Annotated in this window: 14 protein-coding genes and 1 pseudogene; 11 read left to right on the plus strand and 4 right to left on the minus strand. The window is 62.3% G+C overall.

The annotated features are described in order from the left end of the window. The first annotated feature begins 88 nt into the window (after positions 1–88). The 9 genes and pseudogenes from NVV79_RS20260 to NVV79_RS20300 all read left to right on the plus strand — a co-directional run bounded on the left by NVV79_RS20260 (position 89) and on the right by NVV79_RS20300 (position 9,440). The gene (locus NVV79_RS20260; protein ID WP_303993339.1) at positions 89–2,365 is read left to right on the plus strand and encodes a Wzz/FepE/Etk N-terminal domain-containing protein; all 2,277 of its coding nucleotides are present in this window, start codon (positions 89–91) and stop codon (positions 2,363–2,365) included. 155 nt (positions 2,366–2,520) lie between these two features. Beyond that, entirely contained in the window at positions 2,521–3,735 is a 1,215-nt protein-coding gene (locus NVV79_RS20265) for a glycosyltransferase family 4 protein (protein ID WP_303993342.1), read from the plus strand. 1 nt (position 3,736) lies between these two features. Beyond that, complete coding sequence (locus NVV79_RS20270; RefSeq protein ID WP_303993345.1) at positions 3,737–4,717, plus strand: NAD-dependent epimerase/dehydratase family protein; 981 nt, start codon at positions 3,737–3,739, stop codon at positions 4,715–4,717. Between the two features lie 23 nt (positions 4,718–4,740). Then, positions 4,741–5,775 (plus strand): annotated as a pseudogene (locus NVV79_RS20275) (oligosaccharide flippase family protein); the annotation flags it as partial. 85 nt (positions 5,776–5,860) lie between these two features. Next, complete coding sequence (locus NVV79_RS20280) at positions 5,861–6,091, plus strand: polysaccharide biosynthesis C-terminal domain-containing protein (protein WP_303994348.1); 231 nt, start codon at positions 5,861–5,863, stop codon at positions 6,089–6,091. Positions 6,092–6,239: 148 nt separating this feature from the next. Beyond that, complete coding sequence (locus tag NVV79_RS20285) at positions 6,240–6,659, plus strand: hypothetical protein (RefSeq protein ID WP_303993348.1); 420 nt, start codon at positions 6,240–6,242, stop codon at positions 6,657–6,659. A 20-nt stretch (positions 6,660–6,679) separates the two neighbouring features. Further along, positions 6,680–6,973 carry a hypothetical protein gene (locus tag NVV79_RS20290; RefSeq protein WP_303993350.1) on the plus strand — a complete coding sequence of 98 codons (294 nt, stop codon included), beginning with the start codon at positions 6,680–6,682 and terminating at the stop codon, positions 6,971–6,973. Between the two features lies 1 nt (position 6,974). Continuing rightward, positions 6,975–7,979, plus strand: coding sequence for a sulfotransferase (locus NVV79_RS20295; protein ID WP_303993353.1), 1,005 nt, complete (start codon positions 6,975–6,977; stop codon positions 7,977–7,979). Beyond that, positions 7,980–9,440, plus strand: a complete 1,461-nt coding sequence (locus NVV79_RS20300) for an O-antigen polymerase (RefSeq protein ID WP_303993354.1) — start codon at positions 7,980–7,982, stop codon at positions 9,438–9,440. It abuts the gene before it with no gap. A 20-nt stretch (positions 9,441–9,460) separates the two neighbouring features. Here the strand turns inward: NVV79_RS20300 and NVV79_RS20305 are convergent, their stop codons facing one another. Together NVV79_RS20305 and NVV79_RS20310 are read right to left on the minus strand one after the other, a co-directional pair. Beyond that, positions 9,461–10,051 carry a hypothetical protein gene (locus NVV79_RS20305; RefSeq protein ID WP_303993356.1) on the minus strand — a complete coding sequence of 197 codons (591 nt, stop codon included), beginning with the start codon at positions 10,049–10,051 and terminating at the stop codon, positions 9,461–9,463. A gap of 113 nt (positions 10,052–10,164) precedes the next feature. Beyond that, positions 10,165–10,995: a sulfotransferase gene (locus tag NVV79_RS20310; RefSeq protein WP_303993359.1), complete on the minus strand. Its 831-nt coding sequence runs from the start codon at positions 10,993–10,995 to the stop codon at positions 10,165–10,167. Between the two features lie 92 nt (positions 10,996–11,087). On the opposite strand from NVV79_RS20310, the gene NVV79_RS20315 reads away from it, so the two are divergent. After that, entirely contained in the window at positions 11,088–12,149 is a 1,062-nt protein-coding gene (locus tag NVV79_RS20315) for a glycosyltransferase (RefSeq protein WP_303993362.1), read from the plus strand. A 4-nt stretch (positions 12,150–12,153) separates the two neighbouring features. Here NVV79_RS20315 and NVV79_RS20320 read toward each other — a convergent pair whose 3' ends face one another. Beyond that, a complete protein-coding gene (locus NVV79_RS20320; RefSeq protein ID WP_303993365.1) occupies positions 12,154–13,080 on the minus strand; it encodes a hypothetical protein in 927 nt (308 codons plus the stop codon). Next, complete coding sequence (locus NVV79_RS20325; protein WP_303993366.1) at positions 13,080–13,343, minus strand: hypothetical protein; 264 nt, start codon at positions 13,341–13,343, stop codon at positions 13,080–13,082. The genes NVV79_RS20320 and NVV79_RS20325 overlap by 1 nt, the downstream gene beginning before the upstream one ends. Before the next feature lie 175 nt (positions 13,344–13,518). Between NVV79_RS20325 and NVV79_RS20330 the strand changes: the two genes are divergently transcribed. Next, complete coding sequence (locus NVV79_RS20330; RefSeq protein ID WP_303993369.1) at positions 13,519–14,961, plus strand: tetratricopeptide repeat protein; 1,443 nt, start codon at positions 13,519–13,521, stop codon at positions 14,959–14,961. The last annotated feature ends 26 nt before the right edge of the window (positions 14,962–14,987 follow it).

The following is a 14,987-nucleotide window of genomic DNA, read 5'->3' on the forward strand; positions in this document are numbered from 1 at the left end:
TATAGACCTTGGCGCTTGGCACAATCCCATCTACACGATCATTGCCGGAGGCTCGGCGCAGCGCCTCTCAAGGTCAGGAATTGAGTGAATGGACGAGACCGAGATTGATCTCCGCAGCCTGGCCGGTGTACTTCGTCGTCAATTCCGGCTGATCGTCCTGACGGTGATCGTGGTGGTGGGCATTGCCGGTATCGGCGCCTTCGCCCTCACGCCCATTTTCTCGGCCTCCACCCTCATTCTGGTGGACCCCAGCAGCAAGAACCTGCTCGACCCGCAATCCGAATTCGCCAGCGCCGGTGCCGATAGCGCCCGCATCGACAGCGAAGTCGAAATCCTGCGCTCCGACAGTATCCTGTTGCGGGTCATTGCGTCCGAGCAATTGGTGACCGATCGCGAATTCGGCCCGACCCTGGGCTGGCGCGCGCGCCTGCTCTCGTTTCTGCGCCTCTCCGATCAGCAGCTTCCCACCGGCCAGGATGCGCTCAATGATACGCTGGCCAATCTGCGCAGCGCGGTGCAGGTGCAGCGCCGGGGCGGTACCTACCTGATTTCGGTGCAGGTGCGCTCGACCAACCGCGATACCGCGGCCCGCCTGGCCAATGCCATTGCCGACGCCTATATCGCCGAACAGCTCAACTACAAGGTCGGCAGCGTCCTTGCCTCGCGCGATATTCTGCAGGCCCGCATCATTCAGGCCCGCGACTCCATCGTGCGCTCCGAAGATTCGTTCGACGATTTCATCCAGAGCAATATCGAGCGCATTACCGCGGAAGGCGGGGCCACCGGCGTAGCCGCCATGCAGCGCCAGATTGCCGAACTCGCCGCCGCCCGCGAAAGCAATGCCGCTCTCGCTGCCACCGCCCAGGCCAGCATCAGCCAGGGCGACCTGCAAACCCTGGTGACCACCCTCCAGTCCGACGCGCTCGACGTGCTCAAGGCCCAGCGCGACGAAATCACCGCGGCCATTTCGACGGCCAGCGCCGATTCACCGACCGTGGCCGACCTGCGCAGCCAGCTCGAACGCATCAACCAGAACCTGCTCGCCGAAGCCAGCACCGAGGTCAGCAATATCCAGGCCGAGGTGGAGCGCTCCGAACAGCGCGAGGAGAGCCTGCGCGAAGCCATGCGCAACGAGGTGCTCAATTCCTCGCTCTCCGCTGATGTGCTGACTGAACTTTACAGCCTGCAGCAGAGCGCCGAAATCGCCCGCAGCCAGTATCAGACGCTGCTGTCCCGCGCCCAGGATCTCGATACCCAGGCCAATCTGCAGATCGCCGATAGTCGCATCGTTTCCCCGGCTCTCGCGCCGCAGGCTCCTGCCTTCCCCAATCGCACGCTGATCGTGCTGCTGGCGGGCCTGTCGGCCCTGGCATTGGGTGTTGCCCTGGCCTTCCTCTACGAAAACCTCATTGGCGGCTTCACCAACGAGGACCAGGTCGAATCCGTCCTCAAGACGCGCTTTGCATCCGCCGTGCCGCGCCAGGCCAATAGGGGCGCCAACAGGAGCTTTGCCGACCTGCTGATCGAGGAACCGCTGTCGATCTATGCCGAGTCGATCCGCCGCATCCGTCTGGCCATTGATCGGCCCGCCCTGCGCAGCCTCGGCGAACGCACCGGCAGTAATGGCGGCGGCCCGGCCGAAAGCCAGGTCGTCATGGTCTCGTCTTCGGCGCCCAATGATGGCAAGAGCACGATTGCCCTCGCCCTGGCCCGCTCCTATGCCCTGTCCGGCGAACGCACGCTGCTGATCGACTGCGATTTGCGCAAGCCCAGCCAGCATCGCCTGCTGAACCTCAACCCTTCCGAGGGCCTGCAGGAATTCCTGCGCGCCGCCCCCGGCGACAGCAAGGTCATCGGCCAGATCATGGCGGGCGACCCCATGCTCGATAGCCTGACCGTGATCCTGGGTGCGCGCCACAGCGACCTGCCCACCGATCAATTGCTGGCCGGCGTCCCCTTCGGCCGCCTTATCGACGCGGCCCGCAAGACCTTCGACGTGGTGGTGATCGACACCCCGCCCGTCGGTCCGGTCGTGGATGGCCTCTATATCGCGCCCTTCGCCGACATGATCGTCTTCGTGGCGCGCTGGGCGGCCACGTCGCAGACCGAAGCCAAGCGCGCCATCGAGATCCCTCCGCGGCTCGAAGCGTCCCGAAACCGAGATCGTTGCCGTCCTCAATCAGCAGAACGAAACCCGTTCGAGCTACTACAAGAAATACGGCGGATACTATTCCGACGCCTATTGAGCGCAATAAGCCACGGGCCGGATTCCCTACACGGCGCTAACCCAAGCGCATTCGCCCCGCCCAATAGTGTTGCTTTGCGCGGCAATTTTTCCCTCGCGGGCGTCACCTGCCGCCGGTAACCCTTATCCCGAATATTCATTCAATATTGATGCTGTTGGGATAGTGTAAAGGCATACCCGCGGCACCCCCAAGCCTGTGTCGGACACGCCGCTGTCGTGCCTGGGCAGTACCAACGGTCTCAAGGCTCTTGGTGTGGGCAGGACGGAACAGTGTAGTGGCAGCCTCAAGACGCATCCTCGTGCACGACTATTCGGGCCATCCCTTCCAGGTGCAGTTGTCCCGCGCCCTTGCCCGCCGGGGCCACGAGGTCCTGCATGTGTTTTCGACCAATTTCCAGACCCCCAAGGGCAACCTGACGCGCCAACCCACCGATGCCGGCGGTTTCGAGGTGAAGGGCCTGTCGCTCGGACGCGAGTTCCGCAAGGACACCTTCGTCCAGCGGCGCCAGCAGGAGATCGAATTCGGTCGCCTGGTAGCCCGTGAAATCGACGCCTTCTGGCCCGACACGGTGATTTCGAGCAATGCCCCGCTCGACACCCAGAAGCAGATTTTCCGCGCCACCCGCGCCGGCAAGGCCCGGTTTATCTTCTGGCTGCAGGACATCTATAGCGAAGCGATCGGCAAGATCGTGCCGAAAAAGCTGCCCCTCCTGGGCCACGCCATTGCCGCGCTCTATCGAAACCTCGAATTTTCCATCCTCCGCCAGAGCGACCACGTCGTTTCCATCTCCGACGACTTCATCCCCATCCTTGCCGCCCGCGGCGTCGATGCCCGCAAGATCGCCGTCATCGAAAACTGGGCGCCGCTGGACGAGATCGTGCCGGTCGCACGCGACAATGACTGGTCGGCCCGCCACCTCGCCGAAGGCCTCCGCGCCGTCTATTCCGGCACGCTCGGCTACAAGCACAATCCCGACCTTTTGCTGGAAGCAGCCCGGGCCTTCCCCGGCAAGTTCTACGTGTTTTCCGAAGGTCGCGTCGCCGATGCGCTCCGCCAGCGGGCCGCCGATGAAGGCGTCCACCAGCTCGAAGTCCGGCCTTGGGTACCGTTCAGTGACCTGCCCGACATGCTCAGCGGCGCCGATATCTTCATCGCCATGATCGAGGCCGATGCCGGCATCTATTCCGTGCCCTCCAAGATCCTGACCTATCTCTGTATCGGCCGGCCCATCCTGGCCTCCATTCCGGAAGGCAATCTGGCGCGCAAGACGCTGGCCAGGGCCGGTGCCGGCATCGTCGTGTCTCCCGCGGACCCCGCGGCCTTCATCGCCGCGCTCAACCGGCTCGCAACCGAACCGACCACACGCGACGCCATGGCCGAGGGCGGTCGGCACTATGCCGAACAGGCCTTCGACATCGAAAAGATCGCGGATCGCTTTCAGGCTTTGGTGACAGGCCCGCTGTCACATCAGAACATTAGAGGAGTTTAGTATGGTCAAGACTGCATTGGTCTGCGGCGCCGGTGGCTTCATCGGCTCGCACCTCGTTCGCCGGCTCAGGCGCGAAGGCTTCTGGGTTCGTGGCGTCGACCTGAAATTCCCCGAATATGGCGACACCGAAGCGGATGACTTCGTGGTGGGCGACCTGCGCCGCCAGGAGGTCTGCGAGCGCATCATCGACCGCCGCTTCGACGAGGTGTACCAGCTCGCCGCCGATATGGGCGGTGCCGGCTATATCTTCACCGGCGAGCACGATGCCGACATCATGCACAACTCCGCCACCATCAACCTGAACATCGCGGACCTTGCCCACAAGCGCAACATCAAGCGCGTCTTCTACTCCTCCTCCGCCTGCATGTACCCCGCCTACAATCAGGAAGACCCCGACAATCCCAACTGCGCCGAATCCTCGGCCTATCCCGCCGCGCCCGACAGCGAATATGGCTGGGAGAAGCTGTTCTCCGAACGCCTCTTCCTCGCCTATAATCGCAATTTCGGCATGGAAAACCGCGTCGCCCGCTTCCACAATATCTTCGGGCCAATGGGCACCTGGGACGGCGGCAAGGAAAAGGCCCCGGCCGCCATCTGCCGCAAGGTCGCACTGGCCCCTGATAATGGCGAGATCGAGATCTGGGGCGATGGCCTGCAGACCCGCTCCTTTCTCTATATCGACGAATGCCTCGAAGGCGTCGTCCGCCTCACCCGCTCGGAATTCGAAGGCCCGGTCAATATCGGCTCCGACGAAATGGTCACCATCAACCAGTTGGTCGATATCGTGGCCGCCATTGCCGGCAAGACCCTGCACAAGAACCATATTCCCGGTCCGCAGGGCGTCCGCGGCCGCAACTCCGACAATCGCCTGATCGAGGAAAAGCTCGGCTGGCGCCCCTCGCAAACACTGACATCCGGCCTGGAACAGACCTATGAATGGATCGAGCGCCAGGTGCGCAGCAACCATCCCAAGGCAGCCTGACCGCCGCCGATGATGACCGCCCGATGAGCGAAGGCCCCGCCCCCATAGATGCACCGGCGCCCCGCCGCAGACGGAGCCTGGCGCAACTCGTCCAGTCGCGTCTGGCCCGCGTCTTTGCCGGCACGCTGCTGGTGGGCCTGCTATCGCGCCTGCTGGTCTTGGTCATGACCATCATCCTGGCCCGCCAGCTTTCGCCCGATGGCTATGGCATCTTCACCTTCGCCACCGGCACGGCGGCCCTGGCCGCCCAGTTTGCCGGCCTCGGCTGGCCCGCCTTGATGTCCCGCCTCATCCCCACCTTCCGCGTGCAGGAAAACTGGCCGGCTCTGCGTGCCCTGCTGCGCTGGGGCGACGCCATCGTGCTGCTCGGTTCGCTGGTTGCCTTCATCCTGATCGCCACGGCCATGACCCTGCCCGGCTTCGATCAGGACCTGCAGGCGGGCCTGGCGCTCACCCTCATCCTGCTGTTCCCGGCTGCCCTGACCCTGTCGCGCCGCAGCCAGTTGGCCGGCGCCCGCCGTCCCGCCATCGGCATCGCCCTCGACGAAGCCCTGCCCCCAGCCGCCGTCATCCTGGTCGCCGCCATTATCGGGCTCAGCGAGGCCACCCCGGCCGTGCTGACCCACGGGATTGCCGCAACGGTCGGCGCCGTCCTCGCCACCTGGTTCTTCCGCCGCGCCCTGCCCGCCGAAACCTGGCAGGCCACCCCTGCCGGCGATCCCCGGGTCTGGATGGCCATGGCCCTGCCTCTGCTCATGGGCGTGTCCTCCCGGCTTATCATGAACCGCATGGACATTCTCATGCTGGGCCCGCTGAGTTCCTTTCTCGAAGTGGGCTATTTCGGCACCGCCTTCCGCATCACCTATCTGATGACCTTCCCCCAGGTCATCCTGATGCAGATCATCACCCCGCTCCTGTCCGAAAGCATCGCTGCCAACAGGCAGCGCGCCATGTGGCGCCATTTCCGCATCGCCGTGCTGTTCTCGATCGTCACCGTACTGCCGGTCAGCGCCATTCTCGGCCTGTTCAGCGAGCCGATCATCACCTTCATCTTCGGCCACGAATACGCCCCCCGCCGCGCCCTCCCTTACCCTCCTCGCCATCAGCCAGGCCTTCGCCGCCCTCACCATCCCCTGCGCAGGCCTGCTCATCGCCACTGGTCGCGGCGCCATATTCGGCCTCATCAACCTCGTCGCCGTCCTGATCAACATCAGCCTGAACTTCCTGCTGATCCCCCAACTCGGCGCCACCGGCGCCGCCCTCGCCAGCATGGGCGGCACCGCGATCATGCTCGGCTGGCAGGCCACCACCATTTTCCGATACAGACATCGCATCATCCTGCCGATGACACCGACCAACCCAGCGATCGACTGAGGACGCCATGTCTAAGCACTTTGTTCAGAGCACAGTCCTTCGCGGCGCGGCAATAAAGGCCTATCGGGCCTACGCCTCCGTCCAGATCTGGCGAAAGGGTTCCCGGATATTCCTCAACAGCCTGCCAAAGGCTGGAACCCACCTGCTCATGAGCATGCTCGAAACGGCTCCCGGCATAATGAATGCCCGACTACATATCGAACGGCCGGCTAGTCAAACCGGCACGGAGATCGACGCCGCCGCACTCAAACGGCAGCTGGCCAGCATTCGAGGCGGCCAGGTAGCCACCGCACACCTGCCCTATATCGTCTCGATTGCGGGCCTCATCGCAAACGAAGGCTTTCGAACCGTCAATCTGATCCGTTCGCCGCGTGACATGCTGATATCCCGCTATTTCTATATCGTCGGATTGCGCCGGCACCGGCTACACAAGCACCTCGTCGAAACCTATCCCGACAAGAAATCAAGGATCATTGCCTTGATCCGGGCCCGCAGCCGGGCGAAGATACAATTCAGGGCCATTTCCGGCCGTATGCCTTCCCCTTCACCGCATTTTCCGGCTGGCTGACGGCGCCGTGCGTTGTCACGTTGCGCTACGAAGATCTCGTCGGCACGCGCGGCGGGGGCAGCGACGAACGCCAATTGGCGGCGCTGTCGACACTCGCCCGCCATCTCGATCTATCCACCACCGGCGAACATCTGCAGTCGAGATGGGCCGCCGTCCAACATCGCGGCAATGCCACCTTCCGCAAGGGTCAAATTGGCGACTGGGTCAACCACTTCGACGAGGATATCGAAGCAGTTTTCGAACAACACCTCGGCGAGATCGATCGGCTTTATAATCAGGCGGACGTTGCCGCCCCGCTGCAGCAGAAGAGATAAAATGTCGCTCCAGGATCGCAAATTCTGCTTCATAGTCGGGGCGATGAAGGCAGGCACATCCACTCTGGCAGCACAGCTTGGCCGGCAGGACGGCACCTATCTCCCTGTGCTGAAGGAGCCGAATTACTTCCGCGGAAATTTGCTATCACTGATCGACGGCCCGTCGCCCCATGCCACACAATTCATGGCGTCGCATATGAGCGGGGAGGACTATGCAGCCCTCTTCAACCCCGCTAAAGCCACCGACCTGCTGATCGATGCAAGCACCTCATATCTCGTCAATCCGCAGTCCCCTGGCCAGGTCCGCAATTTCGCGCCTGACGCCAGAATTGTCGTCTCGCTCCGCGATCCAACCGAGCGCGCCTATTCCGCCTACAACTTTGTCGCCTCTGGCGTCGGCGATCCCGAGCAGACTTTTGCCGCGGCTGTTGCTAGCGAGCAGTCAGGTCAACGGGAACAATGGGTGTTTGGCTGGCGTCACCTCTATGGTGGCCTGTATGATCGACACCTCCGCTCATGGCTGAATGCGTTTCCCGCTGAACAAATTCTGGTCGTGGATTTCGCAAACCTGGTTTCAGATGGTGAAGCAGCGATAGAACAGGTCTGTAAGTTCATGGGTATCGACTACGATAGTCAGAAATTCAGCCCAGAAGTGGAAAATGCCACCAGCCTCCCTCATCCGATAAATGGCCAGCTTCGCCGGGCCTTGCTTGGTCCAAGCGCATTGAAGGCGGCAATTAAGCCCCTGATTCCATCCCGTTTGCGGCTATATGCCAAAAAGGAGACGCTGCGGGGACTGCGAAAATTTGGTCAGAAGCCCGACAAAATGCCCGATACCATCAGATCGATGCTTGACGACCATTACCGTGAATCGATGCAGGAAACCGAGCGGCTGTTGGAAAAGGCATTTGGTTTGAACGGCGAGGCCAACCCCGCAACGCGCTGGCTGCAATCCAGGCAATCGTCGCAAATGCAAGCTCGCAATGACGGGATTCTGGAAAAGTAGATGGCGAGCTTGGCCAGACCGACCGCGGTAGAAAACAACAGATGGTATGAACGAGCATACCTATACGTCGTTTTTGCCGCGCTCGCCGTCCTGCCACTGGTAATGCTGGCAGCCGTCTTTGACGCTTCGGGCAAGTTCGCCGTCGTTGTCTCCGGCTTGCTCTGCCTGCTGGCAATAAGCTTTCCGCTTCTCTTGCCAGGTCGAAAGACCACTCTTTACGAGCCTCTCATCCTGATGATCATCGCTGTGCTCATCGGGTGCACCCTGCGAGGCGTCTACATCGCCTATTCCGATAACGCCCGTGTTTCCGCTCTCATGCTGGGCCAGAGCTATATCGAGATCGCAGAACGCGCTCCGTGGCTCATGCTCGGTCTGTTTGCCTTGGCGAGCGGCTATGCCGCAACAACCGCTAGGGTGCCCATCGAGCGAATTCGCTGGTTGTTTGATCGGCAGATAACGACAGGCCCCCGCTTCAAGCTGGCTTTGATTATCTCGGTCATCGTGTCCGTACTGGGTATAGCCTTGTTCGTAAATGCCTACGACGTACAGCTTTCGCTGGATTCGATTTCCAGCAAAAGAACGACGTCGATCATCACCGACGACGGCGAAGAGGTCTTCAGCTCGTTGGGGTATCTGCGATTCATGAGCGAGGCCGGATCAAGCGCGCTCTACTATTTTATTACCGCCACGCTCTTCAACAAGAAGAAGCTGACACTATCGAACATCGCCTTGATCATAGCTTTGTTTGTCATCGCCTCGGCCATACCCTTCCTGTCGAGTTCCAGGGCCACGATTGGGCAGCTGATCATCAATTCGGCCTTGCTCTTCTTCATCTTGGGTCGGCTGAACAACCGCTGGCTCTTCGCCTCGATTGTAATCGTCGTGGGCATGGCATTCGGCATGGCCCAGTTGCGCTCGATCGCTCAGACGGATCTCGGCTACCGGGCAGAAGACACCTTCATCGACACGATCGTGGGGTCCGGAAATTTCGTGGACATATCACGCACCAGCGCCATTATTTCGAGAGTTCCGGCGAACACCGATCACCTGCATGGCCTCTCCTATCTGGCGCTCGTGACCGCACCAATTCCCAAGGCATTGTGGCCGGAGAAACCAAATCCCAGCATGGGTCCCTGGGTCCGATCCGAAGTTTTCGGGATATGGGCTCGCAACAACGGCTGGCCGCCGAACGTAATCGGGGAAGCCTACATAAATTTTGGTTATCTCGGTTTGCTGATCATGCCGCTTCTCATCGGCAGCGGCATAAAGCTCGTCTATAATTCATTCGCGCCACTCATAAGAGTAAACCCGGTGGCAGCCTTGATTTATACGGCGATATTCTGGCCGTTGGGCATCTCTTTCATCCAGCTAAATTTTGCGCAGGGCGTTTCGATCACGCTCCAGCCGGCCATCTCGATAATTCTCTTCATACTGCTCGCCACGAGACGAGCACGAAAATAGCGCTCTGCAGCTACGCCTGATCAGCCGGTCAAGGCCTGGAAAACAGCCGCAGCACGCTGCCGCAGCTCCGCTACATCCCCTGCCGCAAGCTCAGCCTTGCGAGCATCGCGAGCATCGCTCTTTTCGGCCGATGGGACGGACTTCTTGAATGCATTGTCCAGCAAGTCCGGATGATCTCCGGCACGTTCGTCACGCTCACGATCGATGCGAAGGAGCAAGGCGCTCGCCCTTTCCCTCGTATGGTTGAAGGGCTTGAATGCGGTCCCGAACCTGCCGTTCAGCCGCGCGATCGGCGCATCAAAATTCTCGATAACTTCATCAAATGGCGCCACCACAAAATGCTCCCTGACTGGCAGCAACGGCTCATGAAAGCCGATATACCGTCGCAAGGCGTCGCGGGCGCTCATGCCATCGCTGAAAACCATGAGTGACAGAGCAGCGGCAACCGGCTCACGAATAACGAGCATGGCTGGCACTCCAAATTTCGCAGCCAGAAGAAATTGCGCCGGCGAATGAAAGTGGTTGCCCATCTTTACCGGCCGACCCTGCGCTTCTTCGAAAGCATATGTGGCAAAGGTGTTGGCCGATCGGGGAAACCCCTCGATCACCACGTCATCGCCCCTGCGGACCACACGGCGGTGCAGGGTTGGGTGTTCGAGCTGCCTCCATCGCCACGCAAAAAACCACGGCGTATTCCGAGCGGCCATGAGCAGGTCAAGCTTGTCTATTTCTGGCTCTCCGTTATTCGACTGGCGGGTTTCAGGCGTAGTTGGTCTAGCAGTGCCTGCGCAGTGACTGGTGCAAGCCGGCCCTCGCTCGCCTGGGCCGGAGAAAGCACACGCCTTGCCACCTCCTCCCGCAGCGATTGAGCCAGCATCGGCTTTATTGTTCGCTGATAGAAACGTGAGCCAACCAGACGCTTCCACGGGCCGGCAGGAATGAGCTTGCCCTCATTGGCATTGAACGCTCGCTCACTGTCTATTTCAGGCAAAGAAGCGGGATTAGCGCCGAGAAAAGTGCAGATTTGTCGGGCGATTTCGGTCCGATTGGCTACATAGGTCTCGAACGGCACCACCAACACCTGGCTGCCCCCGAATATCTGCAGCCATGGCTCCAACTGCCAGTCATATCGGCTATAATTGACATAGCGAGCATATTTGAGCACCGCCGTGTCGATATCTTCCACCACCTCGCCAAGGCCGAACTCATGCCGATACTGGCTGATGATCCGTTCGATTGGGTCACGCGTAATGTAGATGACCTTGAGCAGCGGACCACATACCCGCCGCGCCATTTCGGCAACGCCTTCATGGTCAGGGCGCTTGGCATAAGCCGTGGATGCTTCGCCCTTCAATCGATCCGACCCGGCTGCGGCGAACAGCGACTTGTAGTCCCGCGCAACGGCCCGGGCGTCGTTTCCGTGCCGCACCAGGCATTCGGGCTCCTTCTCTTCGGGTAGAAAGAGTTCGGGATGCGCCGCCAGGTCCCGATACAGCGTCGTCGTACCCGCCTTCATTGCACCGATAATCAAGAAATCAGGAACGATTACAGACATTAGAACCTGCGCGGCTGGCGATATCTTCTATAACAGACATAGGTTATTGGATTGCAAGCGGCGTCCATGCACACATCGGGCAAGGTAAATTGATGGCGCCCATTCCATTCGTCGGCCCCTTTCCGCCGCCCGTTCACGGCCAAGCCGTCGCAACGGCCACCATTGCCGCCCTCCTGGAACAGCGTGGTCTGCCCTTGCAGCGCCTTGATACCGGCGAGGCGGGGGCGGGTGGGCCATGGCGCGGGCGGATTCGGCGCGTGCATGGTGTGCTCCGTGCGGCCATGGCCTGCCTGCGGCCCGGCTCGCGCACAGCCTACCTGTCGGTCAGCGCCAATGCCGGCATGGTCCTGACCGCCCTGCTGGCCGGCCTGGCGCGGCTGGGACGCAAGCGCCCCGTGCTCCACCACCACACCTACGCCCATGTAACCGCCCGAGGGGCCGGCATGGCCCTGCTGGCGCGCCTGGCCGGCCCCTCCGCCATCCACATGACCATATGCCCCGCCATGAGCCGCGAACTGGCCGCGACCTATCCCGAAATCTGCGAAACCACCGCCTTCAGTAATGTCGATGCCGTCGACCGCGCCCTGCTCGATATTCCCCGCTCGCGCAACCTGCCGAGGACCCTTGGCTTCCTGAGCAACCTGACCCTGGAAAAGGGCGTTGAACGCGCCATCGCAGCCTTCCGGCTGGCCCATGCCCACGGCCTGGCCGATAGCCTCGTGCTCGCCGGCCCCTGCCGCGACATTGGCGCTCGCGCCGCCATCGACGCCGCTGGCATGGAGTTCGGCGATCGCCTGCACTATCTGGGCCCGGTGTCGGGTACCGCCAAGCTGAACTTTTTCGCCAGCATCGATCTCTTCCTCTTCCCCTCGCTCTACCGCAACGAAACCCAGGGCATCGTCAATCTCGAGGCCCTGGCCGCCGGCCTGCCAGTCATCGCCTATGGCCTCTGCTGCATCCCCGGTGATCTGGACGACCCGGCCTGCACCGTGCTGGAGCCGGGGCAGCCCTTCGACACTGCCGTCACGGCCTTCCTGCAGGATCTCGCCCCCCGCTACCCGGCCGCTTGCCAGGGGGCACGGGCCAGGTTCCACACCCTGGCCCGCGCTCATGAGGCCGAAATAAACCACCTCGCCGCCATCCTCGCGCTGTAGGCCCTCAGCTCGCCACGCCCACAACCCTTCTGATGACAGCCCTGTCGAGATTGGTTGGCACCGCGAACTCTCCGCTCGCTCCGGCGATCACCTGCGTGCTTCCGTCCGCGAAGGTGAAGGTCAGCTCGTGCGTGCCTTCAGGCAGGTGCAGAGTCAAATTGTCGGCAGCGCGACCACCGGCATCGAGTATCGGGCTGGTAAAACGTGTCCCCACCTCCATGAAGGCGCCCAGCGCGATCACCGTATCGCCGATCACTCCGGTACCAGGCCCTATGGCCACTTCGCAAGAGCCCGAATAGCTGGGCGTCCACCGCACCTGCGCGCAATAAATGTTTGGCGCCGGCTGCACCAGCCCCGCCAGCGTCATCGCCCCCCGACCGGATGTCGACGTGGTCACCCCGCCATCGGGCAAGGCAATCCCCAGCCGCGAACTGCCGCCGTCGCCGCTGGCGATCACCCCCACATTCGGCGTCGAACCCGCTCGCAGCCAGAAGGACAGCGCGTAGCTCTGTTCCGCGACGACCGATAGCCCCATTGCGTGTCGCAGCCGCGCCACGGCATTACCCGCCGTATCGGTCACCAACATCGGCTGCGTGAAGATGCCGAGCACCGGCCCTGGCAGCGGCGTGGCGCTGGCCATGGTGGTGAGCCACGTCTCGAGCCCCACCGGATTGCTCAGCATATTGCTCGAAGCTGGCTCCACCAGCAGGCCCAGATCCGTGCGGGCCGCAATATTGGCGCCGAACGGCACAAAGCTGCCGCTGCCGTCGGCGGCATATTTGGTTGAACCGCGCACCAGACCGAAGGCGGCATTGGCGGCCACCGGCTCGCCATCGCGCATATAGCGATCTCCGGCGAAATCGGCGGCATAGCTGGCCCCGCTCGGCCACCATGTGCTCGGCGTGGTCCACAGATTGATGCCGATATGCATCAAACCAGCCCCACGATGGCACTGGCGCTGGTGCCGGTCGCCTTGATCCGCCGCGCGCGCAGCGGCAACAGAGTGCCCGCCGCCACCCCTTGCAACACCAGCTCAGCGCCCGATTGCAGGGTCACCGCCAGCGCCCCGCCGACCCCGACATAGATCGCGCGGGTCACCTCGCTCAGTTCGGTGGAATCGTGCGGCACAATGGCAAAGCCGTGGCCCGCTGGCCCTTCGAGGCTGTTGGCATATCCATCATATCTGTCTTGCATCTGGCTCATCCTGCCTGTGGGAACACGCCCGCATTCTAGTCCCGCCCCGCCGCACGGGGATAAACGGCAGAACTCACCGGCGATCCAGCGCCCTAAAATTACCTCGAACAAAATTGTCTTTCTGCGGACTGCCGCTGCGGTTAGTCTTTACTGGCGGCAATGCTGGAGGGACGCCATGCGTTGGAAACTTGCACTTATCATCGGCTGTGTTCTGGCCGGCAGCTCGACAATTGCCATCCTGGCCCAGGGGTCTACCGCTCCCGCAGCGGAAAATTCACCATCCGCCGAGCAGGCGCCAGAAGCGCGCAACCTGCGCGAACTCACCCGTATCCTGCGCTCGCCCGATCAGGCGGACGAACTCGAAGGCGCCTTGACCGAACTCGATGCCATGATCGCTTCAGGCAATGCCGATGCTGCACTGCTGCTGGGCAATGAATATTCCCGCGACCGCGGCGCCTTGCCGCTCGATTACGGCAAAGCCGTCGTCTATCTCGAACAGGCAGCGGCCCTCGGCATTCCCGAAGCCTACCTCACCCTGAGCGAGCTGCATCGCCGGGAAACCGGTGGCCTGTCCCGCGCCAAGACGCTCTTCTATCTCCAGGCCGCCGCCGATGCCGGCCTCGACCAGACCTTGCTGCCACTGGCCGATGCCCTGTACCGAGGCACCTATGGCGAACCCGACACCGCCCTGGCCATCAAATATTACGACGCCGCCCTCGCCACCGGAAACGACACTGCCGCCACCCGACTGGTGTCCATCTACCGCGCCGGTACCGGCAGTCCCGACGATGCGGCCATGCTTGTCAAATATCTGGGCATTTCCGCCGAAGCCGGAAACATTTCGGCCCGGCGAACGCTGGCCAATCTCTATCTCCGCGGTGAAGCCGTCCCGCAGGATGCGGCGCTGGCCGAGCAGCATCTGCGCGCAGCGCTGGCCGCCGGCGATGAGAGCGCCGGCATGGCCCTCGCCACCGCCCTGCTCCGGGGCCAGCTTGGTGCCGCTCGCGAAGCCGAGGCGATCCCCCTGCTGCAATCAGCTTTCGATGCAGGCAATGCCGCCGCCGCTGCCCCTCTGGCCGATGCCTATGCCCGCGGACGCGGCGTCACCGCCGACCTGTCCGTCGCCCTCGTCATCCTGCGCAAAGGCGCCGATAGCGGTGACGCCGCCGCCAGGGCGGCCCTGTTCAATCTCTATGTCCGCGGCTCTGGCCGCGCTGTGCCACCCGACCTTGCCGCCGCAAGCGCGCTTTACGACACCATCCCCGAGGATGAGCGCACCGGCCCCGTCGCCGCCAATGGCGTCATTCTGGCTGCCAATGGCCGTAGCCTCGAAGACCTTGCTCACACCTGGGCACTCTTCGACGCGCTGGACCCTGCCTTGCAGGCGCGCACCGGCCAGCAACTCCTACGCGTCAACCCAAACGCCTATGTCTACATGCTGCAGGGCCTGTTGACCGCGCGCGGCCATTATTCGGGCAGCATGTCGGGCCAACTGACCTCATCCACCATTTCGGCCGTCAATCAGCTCTGCACCGAGCTCGACATCACCCAGCAATGCCGCTTCGGCCCCCTGGCACGATCGACCTGGGATGCCATTGCCAGTGGTCTGGCTGGCTGACCAGAAAAAGGGGCGCCGCGGCGCCC

Origin of the sequence: Devosia ginsengisoli, from assembly GCF_024707105.1 — a bacterium.
Taxonomy (GTDB): domain Bacteria; phylum Pseudomonadota; class Alphaproteobacteria; order Rhizobiales; family Devosiaceae; genus Devosia; species Devosia ginsengisoli_A.